Origin of the sequence: Paenibacillus sp. FSL H7-0323 (genome assembly GCF_038002725.1) — a bacterium.
Taxonomy (GTDB): domain Bacteria; phylum Bacillota; class Bacilli; order Paenibacillales; family Paenibacillaceae; genus Paenibacillus_AQ; species Paenibacillus_AQ odorifer.
Genome location: NZ_JBBODB010000001.1, coordinates 3,852,369 through 3,872,108, shown reverse-complemented (window position 1 = coordinate 3,872,108; position 19,740 = coordinate 3,852,369). Strand labels below are relative to the sequence as shown.

The window sequence follows — 19,740 nt, the reverse complement described above, 5'->3', positions numbered from 1 at the left end:
TTTTGTGTGTTTTTTGTGGGTTTGATTTAAGTTTCTTTAGGGATAAATTCAAAAATTTTGCCACTCTCAAAAGATTCTATTAGTTTCAGCAACCAGCGGTAGTAGTTAATGGATTCAGTTATTTTTTCTTCATCTGTATTTAAGAGCTGCATAAGTTTACTATCGTCACTATACTCTTTTTTCATATCGTTAATTTCTGCAAGTGATTTCGCTAGTGAGATCATATTACCTTCGACGGCTTTTCTCCATTTAATAGAGAAGTAATCACTGAAGTTCTGATGCCAGTCAGGCACAGTGGTGAACAAGTCTTTGCGCGTCCCTCTCCCCCATACTTTGTCGATCATTTTCAGATCTAGAAGGGTACGGACTCCCGTACTCATGGACGTTTTACTCATTCCCATTGTTTTGCTGAGCTCATCCAGTGTCACTGGACCTTGATTGAAGTACATATAACCGTATAAATGTCCAATAGACAAGGTAATGCCATACAGATCCATGTTTTTGCCGATAGAATCGATCACACGTTCACGGGCTTTACTAATCTTCTCTATTTGTTCGGGCGTAAGCCCTTCTAAATCGTTCATGATGTCCCTCCTGAGGAATAGGTCGATAGACTGCAACCTTATACAATGTATTGTAATCAAATCCCCCTCCATAAGTAAAGAATTCATGAATAAAGGAATTTGGCGTAAAACAGAGTATTCCATACATAAAGTTCGTAAAGTTAAAACTGTACACTAATTTTTATCCGTATATGGTGTTTGCATGAATTTTCAATAGTCCGGTAAACTACTATAAGTGAACTAAACCCGGATAACATTTCGGGAGAAGGAGGACGGCATGGCTATTATAGAGGTGAAACAACTAACCAAAGTATTCGGTCATGATGCGGGACGCGCGATTCCTTTATTAGAGCAAGGGATGTCGAAGGAAAAAATTGCTCAGGAATTGAAGTTGACAGTCGGAGTCAACAAAGCCGAATTCAGCATTGAAGAAGGAGAAATATTCGTCATTATGGGTTTGTCCGGCAGCGGTAAGTCGACGCTGGTTCGTTTGTTGAACCGCTTGATTGAGCCTACAGGGGGGCAAGTTCTTTTTAAAGGGAAAGATGTTGTGAAAATGAATCCGGAGCAGCTGCGCCAATTCAGACGGAAGAACATCGGCATGGTGTTTCAGAAGTTCGCATTATTTCCACATCGAAGCGTACTGGAGAATGCAGCATACGGGCTTGAAGTTCAGGGCGTAGATAAAAAGAAAAGAACTGAACTGGCAACGGAAGCCTTGCATCTGGTAGGTCTGAAAGGTTGGGAGAATCATCGTCCTGATCAACTCAGTGGAGGGATGCAGCAGCGTGTTGGACTGGCACGGGGCCTTGCTAACGACCCGGATATCCTGCTTATGGATGAGGCATTTAGTGCACTGGATCCGCTTATTCGTAAAGACATGCAGCAAGAGCTGCTGGAATTACAGGCCAGAGTGAAGAAGACCATCGTGTTTATCACTCATGATCTAGACGAAGCTTTGCGGATTGGAGATCGGATCGCACTGATGAAGGACGGAGTCATTGTGCAAATTGGTACACCGGAAGAAATCCTCATCCAACCTGCCAATAAATATGTAGAGCGATTCGTGGAGGATGTGGACTTGTCCAAGGTGTTGACTGCAGCTCATGTAATGCGTCAGCCGGAAACAGTCAGACCTGAACGCGGGCCTCGGGTAGCGCTTCAATTAATGCGTGACAGTGGTATATTCAGTCTGTATGTAGTGGACAAGGAAAATAAGCTTCTGGGTGTTATTACAGCTGAGGATGCCCTTAAGGCACTGAATGATAATAAATCTATTCTGGAAGTAACGCGGAGAGAAATCCCACGTGTACAACCGGAAACGCTACTCAATGATTTCTTTGAATTAATATCTGAGACACATTTGCCTGTAGCCGTCGTAGATGAAGCGGATAAATTGAAGGGTATTGTGATTAAAGGAGCCGTTCTTTCCGCACTCGCCGGCAACGCGGTACCGGAAGGAGGATTATAATGGACATTCCTAAACTGCCTTTGGGAAAGGCACTCGAGTGGTTGGAAAATTGGCTGACGACTTATTGTGGGCCCCTGTTTGACTTCATCCATTCGATTATCGGTGGTATGGTGGCTGGCATTGAAAATGCACTTACCTTCCTGCCAGCACTAGTACTTATCGTGCTTATTGCAGCTTTGTCTTATTGGATCGGTAAATGGCGCATGGCACTATTTGCAGTCATTGGGCTGCTTCTGATCGATAATCTTGGATTATGGGGACCTTCTATGCAGTCCTTGGCCCTTGTTCTAACCGCCTCGATATTGGCTGTAGTAATTGGTGTACCGATTGGTATTTTATGTGCGCAGAGAAATACCGTTAGAAATATAGTTACGCCTATTTTGGACTTTATGCAGACGATGCCGGCTTTTGTATATTTATTGCCAGCGGTATCCTTTTTCTCACTGGGCGTAGTTCCAGGGGTTATTGCTTCGATTATTTTTGCGATTCCGCCAACGATTCGCTTGACCAATCTCGGAATTCGTCAGGTTTCGGAGGAACTGGTGGAGGCAGCAGATGCTTTCGGATCGACACCTACTCAGAAATTGGTTAAATTGCAGCTTCCAATCGCTTTACCAACAATTATGGCAGGTGTGAACCAGACCATTATGTTGTCACTGTCAATGGTTGTTATCTCATCGATGATTGGTGCACAGGGCGTGGGTGCCTATGTATACCGTGCGGTATCACAGGCTAAGACAGGAGACGGATTCGAAGCAGGGATTGCGATCGTTATTATCGCCATTCTGCTGGACCGTTTGACACAGAACGCACTAAAACCAAAACAAAGATAGGAGTTTTAAATAAATGAAGAAGAAAAATATAGGGGTATTCCTGTTAGTTATTATGATGATTGCTGTTATTGCTGGATGTTCCTCATCAAGTAAAGAGAAGGTAAAATTAGCATATGTAGCATGGGATTCGGAAATTGCGAGTACTTATGTAGTAAAGGAAGTACTTGAAACTAAGCTTGGAGCTACCGTTGAAATGCTGCAGGTAGATGCTGGTCCAATGTGGGCTGGGGTTGCAGACGGTAGTGCGGATGGAATGGTTGCAGCTTGGCTGCCAAGCACCCATGCGGCTTATTTAGAGAAGTACGGTGCAAAAATTGAAGATTTGGGTGCAAATCTAAACGGGACTAAGGTTGGCTTGGCTGTTCCGGCCTATATGGATATTAACTCTATTGAAGACTTGAAGAACAGTGATATGGCAGCAAAGCTGAACAATCGCATTATCGGCATTGAGCCAGGTGCCGGCATTATGACAACCACAGAAAAAGCTATCGCTGAATATGATCTTAGCGATTACACACTTCTTGAAAGCTCATCCGCAGCGATGGCTCAGGAACTGCAAAAGGCTTATGACAACAACGAGCCAATCGTTGTTACAGGCTGGACACCACACTGGATGTTCGCCAATATGGATCTGAAATATCTGGAAGATCCAAAAGGGGTTTACGGTGCGGATGAACAGATCCACACGATGGTTCGCCAAGGTCTGAAAGATGACATGCCGAATGTCTACAAATTCCTGGATCAATTCGAATGGACAGCAGAAGATATGGCCAAAGTAATGATCGAGGTTCAGGGTGGGAAGTCACCAGAAGAAGCCGCTAAAACTTGGGTGGAGAGCAATCCGGATAAAGTGAATGCTTGGGTTGCAGGTATAGAATTGTAAGTAGATTAAAAACTGTGTTATGATGTGAAGAATAAATGGAAACAAAAATGTAACTTGTACGCTAACTACTGTTCTTTACACATTACACTTCATAAGCAAGCTCATTCAATAAAACACCCCGTAAGGGGTGTTTTTCTTGGGAATATAAGCAAAGTATTACAAGCTCTTAGTGTACCCTGCTTATATTTCAATAAGAATGGATACCTAGTTTACACACTTAGACTTATGCTTTGTCAAAGTAAATCAGGAGGCAGCTGCTGCAAGGAGTCAAGAGAGGAGACTGCTTCATGACAGAGACCATAAATACCTGGATTGATTGGCTGCTGCAAACGCTGGGCCTTAGCGGGCCATCTATTTTATTCGTGACCATCCCGCTCGCACTTTTGCAGAGTATATTAGGATTTTTTCCATTCGTAATTTTGATCGTGCTGCATGTCTCTGTTTTTAACGTAATTGGAGGTATGCTGATCAGTTGGCTGGCCTGCAATCTGGGCGGAATACTGATGTATTTTCTCATTCGGCGATATCTGTATAACTGGTTTGACCGAAAATGGAGAAGCAAACTGAAGCGCTATGATAAATGGCAACGTTACTTGGATCGATATGGGATTTGGACACTGGTGCTATTGCGTACGATCCCGATTATTCCGAATAATGTAATCAATTTCATGTCTGCTGTTTCACCGATTAAAGCCTCATCTTTTATATGGGGAACCGTACTTGGTAATTTGTCTTATATATGGTTATTCGGTACGATCGGATCCACCTTAATTGTTCCGCGTGAAGAATGGAATGGTTATCTTACTTGGTATGCGGTGTTTATAGCTATTCTCATTGGCATCTTTATTCGGCGTCATTGGGACCATTTGCAGGAGGATAAGCGGAGCAGAATGCACTAATATCATATTCCCAGTTCATGATCTAAAGGATGAAGAACGTTACTTCAGGCGCAGTTTGCCGGAGGGAACGTTCTTCTTTTTTGTCCTCTTAGCGAATACCTTAAATTAAGTGGAGGTGGCTTGACCTCTGCGTAAGGCGGGAGGGACTATTGCAATGGGCAGATTGAAAAAATGGGGGAACCGAAGGCTGAGAATACCTGATCTAGGCCATTTTCGGCTGCCAAAAATAAATGGGGACACGAATCGGAGATTCTCAGCGAGAAGCTCTGCATTCAAGTCAAAACCCAGCCGGGCAGCGGTTAGGCCGCAGCGTACGCGCTTTGAAGCCAAACGTAGCAAAGGCCGCTTTAGGTTATCCAGCCGGCCAGAGAGTAAGGTAACGGTTGCAGGCGGAAGAACACATAAGCCAAGAAGCCGACGCAAATTTTGGCTGATAGCCTCCTTAGTAATACTTGTGCTGGTGCTGCAATCCTTGCGCTATGTGGAGCTGCATATGAAGCCGCCCATCCTGCATTTAGCACAAATACGTGTGAAGCAAATCGCTACGGAATCGATTAACAAGGCGATTACCTCTCAGGTTGCGAATGGAGGGAATGCGGAAGAGTTAATTGATTGGAAGACGGATAAGAACGGGAAAATATCAGGGTTCATGCTCAACTACGCGGAGCATATGCGTATTACTTCGCAAGCGGCACAGGTCATTCAGTCTACGCTGCAGGAATTGCATAATCGAACAGAATATATTCCGCTGGGGCAAGCGCTGGGCAGTCCCCTTATTGCTTCTTATGGACCCGATATTCCGATCAAGATTGAACCACAAGGTGCGGTTAAGGTTGAACTCAGCACCCGCCAGCAAAACGCTGGGATCAATATGATTCTGGTCGAGGTATACATTCATATTGTGACAGAGGTTGCAGTCGTCATTCCTTTTGATATGGAGCCGCAGGTAGTGGATACAGAAATTCCTGTGTCTTATCTGATGGTTGTTGGAGATGTACCTATGTATTATTACGATAATCAAGGTCAACCTGTGGGGGCTAACGGCAGCAGTGCTCCGGGAATTGCCATTCCTGCTCCAGCTGTAGGCGGGGATAAGAGTGGAGTAGTGGATCAGGGCAAGGATACCTCCAGTAACAGTCAGAAAGATAACAGCTCGTCTCCAGCGGCAACCGATCCCGCGAGTACGGGTGCAGAGCATACGGAAGAAGACAAAGGCGCGGGCGGAGGAAATTAAGGGGATATCATGCTTCAGTGCTCATAGACTATAGGTAGAACAGCTTTAATAAATGGAGCGTGAATCCTAATGTCGCAAGAATCTCTGAATGTGGAACGCTTGGCGGGAAGGTATGGGTTCTTGGAGCGCACGGGACTACTTCCACTGCCGAGTAAAGATGGGCTTACCCTTGTAGTTGAGCTAAGCCGCCTGGAATGTGCCGCAGCTTGCTTACCCTTGCTGCTGCTCCATTCTGGAGAGTCTGTGCGCATTATTGCTGTGGCGATGACTCCTGATTTTCCTATGGAAACTTTAGCGGGACAGTTCTCACCGGAGCAGTCGATTCTCTTTCTTCCTTATGAAAAGGAGGAGTACATGCCTAACCAGGCTTTGGCACAGATCGAAACCAGTTTCGCGGTTTTGCTTGAAGATTCGATCATGGTATCGCCTGGCTGGCTAAGTGAGCTATTGTGGGTTCCTTTTGATGACGCTGCAGTTAAGGTGGTGGCCCCTCGCTCTTCAACCGAAAGAGGGGAAGGGAAGAAACGTCTTCACTTCGGCACCTATGATGAGTTTGCTGCTCATGTAAGCTACAGTCTTGGCCGGCATCAAGGAGAATGGCGAGAGATGGATGTACTAACGGGTTCTTGCCTCCTGTTCTCTAAAGAGCTGCTTCAGCGTATTGGAGGGTTGGACACCTCGCTTCAAGCGCGGCCTCTTATGATTGCCGATTGGTGTCTTCGAGCCCGGCAGTCTGGAGCCAAGCTGGCGCTAAGTGATGCTGTGTATGTTCATGCTATACATTCACTTGATAGGGGCCAGAGAAGGCTGAACGGACCAACACTTGCGGATGGCTGGCAGGCGTACAGTACAAAATGGGCGCTGGAAGATGTCTTAGAAGCCGAAGAACATCTTGTACCGAAGAATGGATTCTTACAATCAACACAACCTGTTATTCCACTCGGTAAGGCATCCTTGACAACGCCATTAGTGACGGCGATTGTTTATTGTGAAGAGGATGGGAATGGGGACCCTCTTCCGCAGGAATGGGCAGCTACACAGGAGCAGCAGAGCTACAAGAATATTCGCTGGATCTGGATCAAGGACAGCTGGATGAACACAGCTCCCGGCTTGCCAGTAAATGAACAGGATGTAGTGATTACAGTTCGTGGTCAAGAGGCTTGGCTGCGGGCTTTGAGGAATGCATCTGCATTATTTGAGAGTGAGATAACTGTGTATTTATCAGACTCTATCAGATATGAGAAATATTACGTTGAACGGGTAGTGAAGGCGATCACCCAAGGTTCCGCAGATCTGATCGTTAGTTTATCTACGGATATGGACGAAGAGGTGGGGCGGTTGCTTAGGGGGGACCCTTCGGGAATTGTTTTTCCATTAGAGCGAGTTGCTCATAAAGGCGGGAATGTGCCTGGAGTGATTACCTGTAAGGCGTCTACTTCGCACCAATTGCAGCTTCACCCTGAAGCTTCACTAACTATAGGTTATGTGGGGGATTTGTCCGAACCGCAGGGGAAAAAGGCAGATAGGAGCAGGGGCAAGGAGGCGCAATCATGAAATATTTAATTCTGAGCAGAGGCTCCTGGGAGGAATACGAATATAAAAGACTGTTGGATCTTCTGCCCGAGCGGGAAGAGGTCTGTTTTGCCGGAAGAATGACTCTTGAGCAGCAGACTAACAGCCAGATCAAGCCAGTAATGATCGCGGATATTCATACTCTCAAGGCGAGGGAGTACACACTTCTGGTCTCTTCTCCCTATTGGCTGCCCGAGGTTCTTTCTTTGCAAGCGGGATATATAGTGGCTTTGTTAGAGCGCTGTCCGGAAGAAGAAAATAAGGTCTTATGGGATAAATACAGCGGCTTGCTTGGAGCAAAGGCCGATCTAGTAGGAACCCGATCAGAACGGATCTATTTGGAGCAGAGCTTGTGCAGGGAGAATATTATTTATCTCGACGGGGATCAGCAGGAATCCTATGGAGTTGTATGTCAGCGCGAGCGGATTTATTTTCTGACAGATTATGAAGTGTTATGGAGTAAGGCGATTGGGAGCTTATGGCAGGAGGAGCCCCTCCTTGCTAAGGACTGGTTTAGGATTCAACTCCAGCTTAGGGCGGATTATTATACTTCGATGTGCGCCAAGCTGCCCAGCCAGCCTGTTGTACATTATTTGGCAGCATCTTATTTGTATTTGCTTGGGGACTCCACAGCGAATCGATATCTGGCGCAATCCTTTGAGTTAATGGTTCTGTATGAATATTTGGATTGCCTTATTTCACACTTCCGGTTTTTTTCTGCAATAGAAGCCAAGACAGGGAATCTGGAAACGGCGGTCCGCCAATTTGCGATTACAGCATTTACCGCAGAGGAGAAGCAAGCAGTAGAAAGGATGGAGGGCTGGCTCCATTCCGGGCAGGATGAACTGGTTCGTGCGGAGTTGTTCCACCGGAATGAGGATGAGGCAGCGGCGGTAAGAATTTTAAGTCCGCTAACTTCTCCCGAGGCAAAAGCGTTGCTGGTGCAAAATTATGTTCGGACTTTTCAATGGGAAAAGGCAATAGTGCTGCAACATGAGCAGGAAGAAAATGTGGATGAAGCCATGGAAGGCACCATACACTTGCTGTATGGCAGGCGGCACGAGGCCATTCGCAGCTTTTTAAATGCAGGAGGGCAAGACAATCAGGCATGGCCACTTTTGTCAGAGATGGCAGATCTCGAAGAGGCTGTAAGACGATTGAGAAGGAGAGTGGAGGATGAGTAGTCATAGAGGGCCACTCCGCAAAACATCAGGCAACCGTCTGACCGCTATTATGCAGGTTAGGAACGAAGCCGGAAGGTATTTAGAGCAGGTGCTGGAGGAATTAAGTGAGTTCGTGGATGATATTGTGATCGTGGATGATGGAAGTACAGATCATACGGCTCAGTTATGTCTCTCTTTTGCCAAAGTTAAGAAGCTCGTAACCCTGCAAAGCTCTTTGTTTAACCGTGAATGGGAGCTACGGCAAACATTGTGGGAGCTGGCGGTATCTACGAATCCGGATTGGCTGCTGTCTGTGGATGCCGATGAATTCTATGAAGAGTCTGCTAAACGGGAGATGAGGCGACTCATCAATCAGGATGTGTATGACTGGGTATCCTTCCGATTATTTGATTTTTGGGGTGGCACCACACATTACCGTGAAGATGAGCATTGGAATATCCACACGAAGCATACCCGTACACTAGTCCGGTATTTGCCGAACTTTCATTATTTTTTTCCGAAAATGGATCATCATGTGCCAAGACTTCCGCTCTCTTATTCGGTATTGCCGGGGTTTCTTACCGAGCTGCGTGTGAAACATTATGGTTGGGCGATATCCCCTGAGGAGCTTCGGCGAAAATACTCGCGTTACCTGGAGCTTGATCCAGAGGGGCGCTGGGGTAGTCTGGAGCAGTACGAATCTATCCTTGATGAGCAGCCCCATCTGGTGGAATGGCAAGAGGAGCTTTGAAATCCGCATCTGATCTGCCAACCGGCTAAGTCCGGCTGGCAGATCTCAGAAGCAGCGCAGATGGGATATGAGCTGATGGTATCCCTTGCGGATATACTTCTGCTGCGAGCTGCAGCTTGTAATAAGCGAGGCTCACGGCTGCGGTAGCCCCCCCGACTCTACGCAAAGCGGCTTCATCCTCTACATGAAGGATGGGCATCTCTCCGCAGGAGTAGGATATCGCAGCGTATAAATGCCACTCGGTACAGTCCGCAGGCGTATGATATTGAGGGTGCTTGCTGACATAAATAGAGCACCATTGTTTTTTTATGGAGGTAGGGGCTTCGAGTAATCCGTAGAGTAAGGGCTGCGGCAGACTGGACCATTGTAAGGAAGATCCTTCCGAATGGCGATAAAGTGTCAATAAACTATTCCAAGCACCAGTCTGAAGCAGCAATTGTGCTGCATAGTTGAGATCCGAAAGATCAGCTTTAAGTCTATAATTCCCCGCTAAAATATGATGGATCGATAAAATCCCCGGTCTGTAAGGCAATAGACAGACAAGCCAGCGCATGGCAGACTCAGTATCTCCAATACGGCAAGAGAAAGCCCACAGGTAGCCAAGTACAAAGGATCGGTTGGAAAGATGGGAAGGATCATGAAGCAGCTGTTCAAGCGGTGCGAGTGTCTGAAAATGTTCCGGTTGATTGTTTATTTCCAGAATCGCCTGCAATGCAGCCTGAACAGATGAGGGTAACTGGCTGGCTGTAGAAAGCTCAGCTTGCCATTCCGGATCGCGGGCATTGAGCGCTGCGGGCAGAAGATAACTCAAAGTATCAGGAGATAAAGAGTGAAGATAGTTGTGGGTCAATGCTCGTAGTTGTGCCTTCTCTCCAGATAGAAGGCTTAGTGGGACGAGTTCTTTCCACGCTTCGCTATAATCAGGCTTATGTTGTATAGCAGCCTCGTAATGTCTCCACGCATCCGGATATTGGTATAACTTCTCACAGACTCTTCCGGCTAGTAGTTCTGTCCGATACGTTCCACTGCCTGAGGAAGAAGGGTATTTATGTGCTGTATTCCCGCTCTGAAGTGCGTTCTCCAAGAAGTGCTTGGCTGAGCTGAGCTTCCCTTGTTCCAGTAACAGGAGGGCATAGCTTTCTAATAAATCCGTGAAATCAGGAAAAAGACCGCTCCCCGTACGAAAAACTTCCTCGGATTCCTGCTTTCGGCCACATAGTTGTAAGGCGTACGCCGTCTTAAGGTAAATATCTGAGACATAACCGGAAGGGGCTGGAGCATCGGTGAGCAGCGGAAGGAGGATCTCTGCCGCTTCTTTATATTGTCCATGCTGATAATACTCTGCCCCTAACGCGTAACGAAGAAAAAGATGGTTCGGTTGAAGCCGCAGACCCCTGTTGATAAGTGCTAAATTGCGGTTATATTTATTTTTACGCATCAGTTCATCTTCTAAATATCCGTAGTGGAAAATACGCAAATCTGCATAAGCGATCTCCCCAGCTGGAAGCTCCCAAATGCTGCTGGCAATCTCCTCATGAATACTTCCACGAAAAATAATTCTTTTATCATTTTTGAATAATCGACAGACATGATCTGTAACAAAATCCGCTTCAGGTATTTCACCGACATAGTGGATAATGGGCAGCCAATACCCATGAATATACTCGGCACCAAGCAAGGGCTGGAGCAGCTCCTCACTCCAATGATCCACAGCCTCATCAGCATCCAGTACCAGAACCCAAGCGGAAGTTGCATACTCTAGGCTTATATTCCGCGCTTTGGAAAAATCATTTTCCCAAGGAATGTCGATAATCTTTGCACCGAACCTCTGAGCGATTTCTTTACTGTTATCCTCTGAGCCTGTATCCGCAATGATAATCTCAGACACTAGCCCGCACACAGAGGATAAGCATTTCTCCAGATGGTTTGCCTCGTTCTTAATAATCATGCAAAGTGTGATATCCGGTGTGGTCATAGGAATACGTCCTTCCTAATCTGAAACTCTGGGCAGTGGAAGTGCGAGTCGCACTCTTTTAGCCGCTGGAGAATAGGGGGTTGAAGAAGTGAGGGAGGCAAGCAGACGATCCGCCAACAAAAGCTCCGAACGCCCTGGGTGATAGGCTGGGTTGAATAACGAGTCATTAGATGAGGACTGCCCTGTGGTCTTCATCAGCTGTTTTGCTGCGTCTTCACATCCCTCAATCCGCAATAAATCTAAGAGAAGTCCGCTTTTAGCAGCTGTGTATTCGGGTAGATGAGCGTGAAGCCAGCCCAAAATTTCATTTTCGGGCTCAGCACATTTTAAGGCTCGGATCAGTCGGGTTATGATGGGCGTTGGCTCGGGATGAAGCTGAGCAGCTTTGGTATAACAGGCACAGGCTTCGGTCTCATCGCCTATTTCTTCGCATAACTGTCCCAGCAAATAAAATGTCAAATAAGATCCGAATCCGGACTCGGTATGGTAACCGGAAGGAGCTTCTCCAATGACTAAGGCTTGCAGCAATGCTGTTTTGGCCTCAGCTAGGGCCCCCATTTGAAACAGCAGCACACCTTTGATATGAGCCAAGTCAGGATAATCCGGATGTAAGGTTATCCCTGAGTCGCAAGCTTCCAGCGCCGCGTTGAAATCTTTTAATTCTGCCAGGCAGCGGATTTGATATTTGTGCAGCAGATGAACGTAACTTGTGTCGGGTGGAGCTTCGTTAAGTGATCTTTTGATATGCTCTAGAGCCGGTTGATATTCACTAAGCCGCATATATTCAACAGCCATATTGAAATGGTGAAAGGGGTCATTGGGATTTAACTTTAGCTGTTCCTTGAGCAGCTCTACATTTCGTTTGATCTTATCTTTCTTTGCTACTACGCCGTCTGCATAACCGTAATGATGGATGACTACGTTGCTTAAATGCATAGCTGCTTTGGGTGTAGCTCTTACGATCGTTTCTGCAATCTGTTCGTGGATGATGCCGCTGAAACGGTACTGCGGGCGGTTACGGAATAGCCGGATAATCGGATTAACAGTAATGGTCTGGGAAGCTGCGGTTAAACCTTTATGATTATGAATGCGCAGAAAAAAAGCTTCATACTCCAAATGCTCCGCACACAGCAACAGCTCCCCCTTACTTTTCGCATCCAGTTCCTCGTCTCCATCCAGAATGAGAATCCATTGTCCGTGGGCTTGCTGAAGACCCGCGTTGCGGGCAGCGGCAAAATCGCCATTCCAAGGATGGTGAACAACTTTAGCTCCAAAGCTTAGAGCAATTTGTAGCGTGGAGTCAGTAGAGCCAGTATCGACTACAATAATCTCATCGGCGACACCACGTACACTTTTTAAACATTGGTTTAGGTTATCTGCTTCGTTCTTAACGATCATGCATAGAGAAATCAGAGGTTTTTGGCTTGGCATGCTCATTTGGCTGTCCTCCCCTCACTCTGGCGGAAGCTCCATTGTGTGTGCCACGGTGTACGATTTAGTAAAAAGATGGATTTATGGATGGCACCAATATCCGTTTGCAGTGGACCATGAACGTTAGCTGCATCCAAGCTGTTCAGTGCCTCCTCCATGCTAAGCTTCGCTTGCTGAAGGTAACAGAGTGCTAAACCCACTCGGGCAGCCTCATGCTCAGGCATCTGCTCCAGCGCTTGTTGAAACCATTCACTGGCTTCCGTGTAATGCCCCTTGTCAAAGACCATCTCACCTATATAAAAAAGAACCTTCGCATCAGCCGCTTGATCGCTAACTAACCTGATAAAATGCTCACCGGCTGCATTCCTATTCCCTTCTTTATATAATGCTGCGGCTAATTCAGACCGAAAGGTAGGGAACAGCTTTATCAAAGCTTCGCTTAACGCGGGCTGGTGTAGTTTTACTGATTGTTCGATCAAATCTGAAATGAATGAGGAATGTAATGTTAATGAATCTACCTCTGCTTCAGCGGGATCTACCTTTTGTTGCTGGTGGCACTTCTGAATGTATTGCAGTCCGAAACGGAGTTCGTCTGGTGCATAGGTTAGCAGGTCATTGTGGAATTCTCCAAAAAGCGCCCAAGAGCAAATAGCCCAGAGGGTAGCCCACTTTTTCAGATATTCTAAATCATGGTTATCTTGCGTAGCTAAGGAGGTCATTTGTCTTATGGTTGCATAGGCGTCCTCTAGCTTGCCGGTGATCAGGAGTGAAGAGATCATCCAATTTGCCGTATCTAATTCCAAGGGAAAAGTGTCTCGGGATAAGTTAGTGATGGTCTCATTAGCATTTATCGCAAATAAGCTGTCAATGATTGCAGCTCGTTGGGCAGCATTAGTTGGGGGGACGAGTTGTATCAGCAAGCTGGCAATCTCCTCGTCGGGTACAGCTAAGCGTTGAAAAGCAGAAGCTATTCCCTGCAAGGCAGGCCTATATAAAGAGTGGTGTTGAAGCGCACGGTGGTAGAATCTCGCAGCGTCCTCCTGAAGCTCAAGCCGCTCTGAGATTAAGCCTAGTCGATAAAGTGGGCGGAAGGTGTTCATCCCTTGCTCAGATACATATTTTTGACTAACCTGATCTCCAGAAATGGATGCTGCACGCTGATAAGCTTGAAAAGCACGTTCTAACAAGCCTTGACTCTCCAAAGATTGGCCTAATAAAAAATGCAGGTCAGGGTAATCCTCATAACGCTCCAATTCAGGCAACAGCAAGGGATCTATGATATTGGTTTTTCCTTGAGTCAGATAAATTTTACAGAGATCTCTAATCATCGTAGGACGGTAAGAAGCTTCAAGTGGCACATGGTGAAGGGTCTGGCGAAGTAATGTCTCTGCTTCCTGAAGACGACCGTCCTGACAGCAGGTGACTGCTAAATTATACGAGTGAAAAGGATCTTCCGGTTGTTCGGCTAAAGCGAGTCGCAGCAGATGCTCATTGCGTTTGATTTTATTTTTTCGTGCCATGATTTCCGGCAAATATCCGAAGTGTTCAATCTCAATATCACTATGCACAATCGCCGAGATGTTATGTGATTTAAGAATTGCAGCGTCAATTCCTTCATGAATTCTTCCGCTATATCGATAACCCTGTCCATTTCGGAATATACGAACCGCACTGTGCTTTACCTTATCCTCAGGCCGAACGCCAAGCCAATTATCAATGTGTACTGTAAAAGCCTGAGCTTGCGTGTTTTGCAGGAGGCTGCGGAGTTCCGGAAGTGGAGTTTGCAGGCGTTCATCGGCATCAAGGACTAGAATCCAATCGGTATCCGCCTGATCGAGACCTTCGTTACGTGCTGCAGCAAAGTTTTCTGTCCATTCCCGTTGGAATACTCTAGCCCCGTGCGCTTGGGAAATAGCTATGGATTCGTCAGTAGAGCCTGTATCTATGATCACAATCTCGTCAACACCTGCTACGCTTGTGAGACAGTGGGGCAGAAGATCAGCTTCATTGTTAACGATGAGGTGGACGCCAAGCGTAATATTGTTCACGTTGTTTCCTCCTTGTTACATATGTAGAAGTAGAAATCAGCTTTTGCTATCAAAAGAAAAAGCACATGGATATCCATGCACTCTTTCGTTACAACATATGATGGGCATCTGCATTACGTTCCCTGTGCGTTGAAACTTACATTGATTGTTGAGGCGGCCCCTGCATTCGTTGATTGATAGGATAAGCGTGTATATTTCAGGAATCTGGCTGGAACTATGACATCGATAGAACCTGCTGCTAAAGGATTATCTCCTGTGGTATCGACGAAATAGTTCGTTCCGTCAGCACTGATTTCTACTCGTGTGTTGACCGGGTTAGCTCCAGTGTTATTGATGAAAAAGGAATAGGTCCCCAATACGCTCGTAGTCACTGCTGGCAGTGGAGTATAGGCATTAGCAGTTGCTATACCCGTCGTTGTCTGTTCGATAAAGCTGCGTTGTGAAATAGAGGTCACACTACTGAGCGTACCAGCCGTAATGGTGGCTCCGAGCACGCTGGTAATGGTCCCGTTTAAGAGATTGGTGACCGTACCTGCGGAGGACAGAGTACCCGCAGTGATCGTGGCTCCGAGCACGCTGGTAATGGTCCCGTTTAAGAGATTGGTTACTGTACCAGCCGAAGACAGAGTACCCGCAGTGATCGTAGCTCCAAGTACGCTGGTAATGGTCCCGTTTAAGAGGTTGGTGACCGTACCTGCTGAGGACAGAGTACCGGCTGTGATAGTAGCTCCAAGTACGTTAGTAATCGTGCCTTCGAGAATGTTAGTAATGGTGCCTGCTGAGGATAGGGTACCCGCAGTGATCGTAGCTCCTAGCACACTAGTAATGGTCCCGTTAAGGATATTGGTGACCGTACCTGCTGAGGACAAAGTACCCGCGGTAATAGTTGCGCCTAGTACACTTGTAATGGTACCAGCCGTAATCGTAGCTCCGAGCACGCTAGTAATCGTGCCTTCGAGAATGTTAGTAATGGTACCTGCGGAAGACAAAGTACCAGCTGTGATGGTAGCTCCAAGTACGCTAGTAATAGTCCCGTTAAGGATATTGGTGACCGTACCTGCTGAGGACAGAGTACCGGCTGTGATAGTAGCTCCAAGTACGTTAGTAATCGTGCCTTCGAGAATGTTAGTAATGGTGCCTGCTGAGGATAGGGTACCCGCAGTGATCGTAGCTCCTAGCACACTAGTAATGGTCCCGTTAAGGATATTGGTGACCGTACCTGCTGAGGACAAAGTACCCGCGGTAATAGTTGCGCCTAGTACACTTGTAATGGTACCAGCCGTAATCGTAGCTCCGAGCACGCTAGTAATCGTGCCTTCGAGAATGTTAGTAATGGTACCTGCGGAAGACAAAGTACCAGCTGTGATGGTAGCTCCAAGTACGCTAGTAATAGTCCCGTTAAGAATGTTGGTAACCGTACCTGCGGAGGACAAAGTACCCGCAGTGATGGTAGCTCCGAGTACGCTAGTGATCGTCCCGTTAAGAATGTTGGTAACTGTTCCTGCTGAGGACAAAGTACCCGCAGTGATGGTAGCTCCGAGTACGCTAGTGATGGTCCCGTTAAGAATGTTGGTAACTGTTCCTGCTGAGGACAAAGTACCCGCAGTGATGGTAGCTCCGAGCACGTTAGTAATGGTACCTTCGAGAATGTTAGTAATGGTACCTGCGGAGGACAAAGTACCCGCAGTGATGGTAGCCCCGAGCACGTTAGTAATGGTACCTTCGAGAATGTTAGTAATGGTACCTGCGGAAGACAAAGTACCAGCTGTGATGGTAGCTCCGAGTACGCTAGTGATCGTCCCGTTAAGAATGTTGGTAACCGTACCTGCGGAGGACAAAGTACCCGCAGTGATGGTAGCTCCGAGTACGCTAGTAATGGTCCCGTTAAGAATGTTGGTAACCGTACCTGCGGAGGACAAAGTACCCGCAGTGATGGTAGCTCCGAGTATATTGGAAATCGTACCATCTAGGATAATTGTCGTTAGATTTCCGCCTGGATCTGTAGTGAGCGGATGATCAATCAGCGAGGCATCCCGGCCAAAAATAAGCGTTCGTAGATTATCGGGATTAGCTTGAAAAGAGCTGTAGTTAGGCAAAGTTCCTCGTCCCTCTCTTATAAAATTGTTAACTCATACCTATAGACTGGGCTTGGACGTATACATCAATTTTGCCTAAACCCGTTGACTGTTGCGTGGAGGCGGATATCCGAGTCCACTTTAAAAATCTGCTTGGCACTAGCACCTTCATTTCTTTTGCAGCCACGATCTCTTCTGAATCTATAAAAGAATCAAAACTGTTCGGACTAATCTCCAAGCGGACGCTAACAGGGTGGTCTCCTTGGTTCATAACTGCGTAAGAGATCATCGTTTTAGTTCCGCTTTTTTGCCAAGGCAGAGGTGAAATGGAGCTGGACACGGGGAATCCGATAAATTGATGCTCGGAAAATAAAGGACTGATCGTCACCTTACGGCGGTTTCTTCGACCCTTTGGAGGTGGAAATGATTGCGGATTTCTAGAACAATTCCCCTGTTTTTTTGAGTGTTTTATTTTGCTGCGCTTTTTTAGTTCCAGACCGTTATGGATTTCATTCACCTCCTACGGGTTTTCTGGAACCCTGTCCATAAAAGGACCCTAACCGTCGTTTGAGCCCTGAGCATCAATAAACCGCGAACCGTTAGGGACAATCCTTAGCCATTCGAATGGTGATAATAATATATGGTGAAAAATAAGAGGTGATTGGGCTGGAAAAGCAAAAATACGCACATTCCCAAACAACCTGTTACTTAGAGCGGCATAAAATAAGATAAGCTCAAGTACGGGGAGGATAGCGCATGCCAAACGATTCAGTCTTTAATCAGAGTAGCCAGCCACTCTTTACAGAACAAGTCAACACGTATGTTGCACCTGGTATAGATTCAGCTCCGGAGGGAGGAGCGGCTAAGGCGGGGCTATTGTTTGGAATCCCTTTTACTTCTACGGTAACGACTGCTGCACCGTTAGTTGTTCAGATTAGTAATCCGGCAGGCAGCGGACGTACATTGTATGTATCCCGGGTTGCAGCTAGCTCGGCAACAGCTGCTGTTACTTTATCTCTGCTTCGGAACGCTACGGTCACCGGGACTACCGTTACACCGATAAATTTTAATTTTGGAAGTGCGTTAACCAGTGTGATGACGGCCAGAACCTCGACTGCTGCCCCTACGGGAGGTCCGGCCACTCTAGTATCTTTATTACTGGCAGCGGGGCCCGTCATTGTTGATTTTACTGGACAAATCGTTGTTCCTCCCGGAAATTCTATAACCACGTCCATCACGATTGCATCGGGAACTTCAGCAGCGACAACATCTATTAGTTGGTGGGAATATTAGAAATGGGAGGGGATAATCATGCCTAATCAATATGTGTTTAACGACAATGATCAACCTCTTTTTGTGGATATGGTCAATACCTTCCAATCTCCGGATATCAGCGCGCCACCTGAAATAAGTGCTTCGAAGGCTGCGGTCTTGTATTCTACCAACACATCCGCGTCTAGTTTGGTCGTACTTAGTCTTATTTCTGCAATTACTTCTATTCGGATTAGTAATGCTGCTGGTAGCGGGAAAACCGTATATATCTCTCGTATTAGCGGCAGTATCGGCGGATCTTCTCTGCTATCGGCTATGTCTGGAAGCTTTACAATTGTAAAAGGAGGGACGTTAACCTCTCCTGCAACCTTGACACCAACCAATAATAATCTCGGAAGCGCGGCTACAAGTGCGATGACCGTTCAATCTTCAACAGCGGCAATTAGCGGGGGGACGACGCTTTACAATTATCAATTAGCTCCAGGCGCTTTCTCACAGAACTTTACGGGCAGCATCATCGTTCCGCCGGGGACTGCTATTTGTGCTAACGTAACTTCATCTAGCTCGGCTGTAGGCTTAACGATTACTTCTGCACTTGGTCTTCTTTGGTGGGAGCAATAGAGTTTATATTTTTTTTTGAACCTATAACGGTGGTAAACCTTGACATCATTTGGTTAAGGTTTTACATAGAAGGTTGGAATGAATAGAAAATAAAGGGGATTGGCATTATACAATAAAGTTGGAATTCAGTATGGAATGTGAAAAGAGGGACAATTATGGAAAGTTGTTTATTTATTCATGGCTTTACCGGAGGTGAGCATGAAATCTCTCCCTTGTCCCAGTTTATGGAGCAGCATAATTATCGTTCCAGAACATTTACCCTGAAGGGGCACGGGGGCAGCAGGAATGATCTACTGCATTCGGATCGACATGATTGGCAGCAAAGTGCTGAGGATGAATTAACAGAGCTGTTAAAGACAAATGACGGCGTTCATCTGATCGGTTTTTCAACCGGTGCTCTTATTGCTTCACATCTTTCCGTGCGCTATAAACCTTGGATTAAATCTCTCACTTTGTTGTCTACCCCTGTGTTTCCGCTGAATCCTGTAGAAATTATTAAGACCCTTGGGAGCTTTTCCATGCTAAAAACTTATATTAGTAAATTCAGTTCAACGCCTCCAAAAGCAACTCGAGAGTTCCAGCGATTGGTTCGTGAGAGCTTTTCTGTCTATCCGCATATTGAGACTCCAACCCTGATCGTGCAAGGAAAAAGAGATCATCTAGTGAAGACTAGAAGCGCCGATTACCTACGACATCATATGATCAAGGCGACCCAAAAACAGGTGCTGATGGTCGACAACAGTGGTCATATGGTGTGCCATTGTGAAGAGAAGGACCGAATTATGAATGAGGTCTTGCAGTTTATTCAGACGGCGGGACGCTGAACTCAAACAGTAAATATTCAACCCCAAGAGCTTCCTAAATAGGAGCTCTTTTTTTGTTGTGCATTTCAATTTTAAGGCTTGACAATGCGTCTTGTGTCATGGTAATTTTTAGTAGGAAAACCGGT

Annotated in this window: 17 protein-coding genes; 11 read left to right on the top strand and 6 right to left on the bottom strand. The window is 46.4% G+C overall.

Annotated features, from left to right (window positions below):
- Positions 1 to 26: 26 nt before the first annotated feature.
- Positions 27 to 584 (bottom strand): GbsR/MarR family transcriptional regulator, encoded by a 558-nt coding sequence (locus MHH89_RS17560; protein ID WP_036685364.1) that lies wholly within the window; start codon positions 582 to 584, stop codon positions 27 to 29.
- Between the two features lie 256 nt (positions 585 to 840).
- On the opposite strand from MHH89_RS17560, the gene MHH89_RS17555 reads away from it, so the two are divergent.
- From MHH89_RS17555 to MHH89_RS17520, 8 genes are all read left to right on the top strand, one after another.
- Complete coding sequence (locus MHH89_RS17555; RefSeq protein ID WP_036685362.1) at positions 841 to 2,034, top strand: quaternary amine ABC transporter ATP-binding protein; 1,194 nt, start codon at positions 841 to 843, stop codon at positions 2,032 to 2,034.
- Entirely contained in the window at positions 2,034 to 2,867 is an 834-nt protein-coding gene (locus MHH89_RS17550; protein WP_076099393.1) for an ABC transporter permease, read from the top strand. Before MHH89_RS17555 ends, MHH89_RS17550 begins: the two co-directional genes overlap by 1 nt.
- A 13-nt stretch (positions 2,868 to 2,880) precedes the next feature.
- A complete protein-coding gene (locus tag MHH89_RS17545; RefSeq protein WP_038573223.1) occupies positions 2,881 to 3,750 on the top strand; it encodes a glycine betaine ABC transporter substrate-binding protein in 870 nt (289 codons plus the stop codon).
- A 287-nt stretch (positions 3,751 to 4,037) separates the two neighbouring features.
- Positions 4,038 to 4,649, top strand: coding sequence for a TVP38/TMEM64 family protein (locus MHH89_RS17540; protein WP_076099392.1), 612 nt, complete (start codon positions 4,038 to 4,040; stop codon positions 4,647 to 4,649).
- Positions 4,650 to 4,803: 154 nt separating this feature from the next.
- Complete coding sequence (yunB, locus tag MHH89_RS17535) at positions 4,804 to 5,883, top strand: sporulation protein YunB (RefSeq protein ID WP_076099391.1); 1,080 nt, start codon at positions 4,804 to 4,806, stop codon at positions 5,881 to 5,883.
- A gap of 69 nt (positions 5,884 to 5,952) precedes the next feature.
- Positions 5,953 to 7,437, top strand: a complete 1,485-nt coding sequence (locus tag MHH89_RS17530; protein WP_076281950.1) for a hypothetical protein — start codon at positions 5,953 to 5,955, stop codon at positions 7,435 to 7,437.
- Complete coding sequence (locus tag MHH89_RS17525) at positions 7,434 to 8,639, top strand: hypothetical protein (RefSeq protein WP_341087711.1); 1,206 nt, start codon at positions 7,434 to 7,436, stop codon at positions 8,637 to 8,639. Before MHH89_RS17530 ends, MHH89_RS17525 begins: the two co-directional genes overlap by 4 nt.
- Positions 8,632 to 9,369: a glycosyltransferase gene (locus MHH89_RS17520; RefSeq protein WP_076128019.1), complete on the top strand. Its 738-nt coding sequence runs from the start codon at positions 8,632 to 8,634 to the stop codon at positions 9,367 to 9,369. The genes MHH89_RS17525 and MHH89_RS17520 overlap by 8 nt, the downstream gene beginning before the upstream one ends.
- Before the next feature lie 25 nt (positions 9,370 to 9,394).
- On the opposite strand, the gene MHH89_RS17515 is transcribed toward MHH89_RS17520, so the two are convergent.
- From MHH89_RS17515 to MHH89_RS17495, 5 genes are all read right to left on the bottom strand, one after another.
- Positions 9,395 to 11,344 (bottom strand): tetratricopeptide repeat-containing glycosyltransferase family 2 protein, encoded by a 1,950-nt coding sequence (locus MHH89_RS17515; RefSeq protein WP_341087709.1) that lies wholly within the window; start codon positions 11,342 to 11,344, stop codon positions 9,395 to 9,397.
- A gap of 15 nt (positions 11,345 to 11,359) precedes the next feature.
- Positions 11,360 to 12,781, bottom strand: coding sequence for a tetratricopeptide repeat-containing glycosyltransferase family 2 protein (locus tag MHH89_RS17510; RefSeq protein WP_341087706.1), 1,422 nt, complete (start codon positions 12,779 to 12,781; stop codon positions 11,360 to 11,362).
- The gene (locus MHH89_RS17505; RefSeq protein WP_341087702.1) at positions 12,778 to 14,823 is read right to left on the bottom strand and encodes a glycosyltransferase; all 2,046 of its coding nucleotides are present in this window, start codon (positions 14,821 to 14,823) and stop codon (positions 12,778 to 12,780) included. Before MHH89_RS17505 ends, MHH89_RS17510 begins: the two co-directional genes overlap by 4 nt.
- Positions 14,824 to 14,936: 113 nt before the next feature.
- The gene (locus MHH89_RS17500) at positions 14,937 to 16,919 is read right to left on the bottom strand and encodes a beta strand repeat-containing protein (RefSeq protein ID WP_341087700.1); all 1,983 of its coding nucleotides are present in this window, start codon (positions 16,917 to 16,919) and stop codon (positions 14,937 to 14,939) included.
- Between the two features lie 28 nt (positions 16,920 to 16,947).
- A complete protein-coding gene (locus MHH89_RS17495; protein ID WP_076128014.1) occupies positions 16,948 to 17,286 on the bottom strand; it encodes a DUF6385 domain-containing protein in 339 nt (112 codons plus the stop codon).
- Positions 17,287 to 17,654: 368 nt separating this feature from the next.
- Between MHH89_RS17495 and MHH89_RS17490 the strand changes: the two genes are divergently transcribed.
- The 3 genes from MHH89_RS17490 (at position 17,655) to MHH89_RS17480 (ending at position 19,615) form a co-directional block, all read left to right on the top strand.
- Positions 17,655 to 18,191, top strand: coding sequence for a hypothetical protein (locus MHH89_RS17490; protein ID WP_076128012.1), 537 nt, complete (start codon positions 17,655 to 17,657; stop codon positions 18,189 to 18,191).
- Between the two features lie 18 nt (positions 18,192 to 18,209).
- Positions 18,210 to 18,791, top strand: coding sequence for a hypothetical protein (locus MHH89_RS17485; RefSeq protein ID WP_036685335.1), 582 nt, complete (start codon positions 18,210 to 18,212; stop codon positions 18,789 to 18,791).
- 155 nt (positions 18,792 to 18,946) lie between these two features.
- Positions 18,947 to 19,615: an alpha/beta hydrolase gene (locus MHH89_RS17480; protein ID WP_036685332.1), complete on the top strand. Its 669-nt coding sequence runs from the start codon at positions 18,947 to 18,949 to the stop codon at positions 19,613 to 19,615.
- Positions 19,616 to 19,740 lie beyond the last annotated feature (125 nt).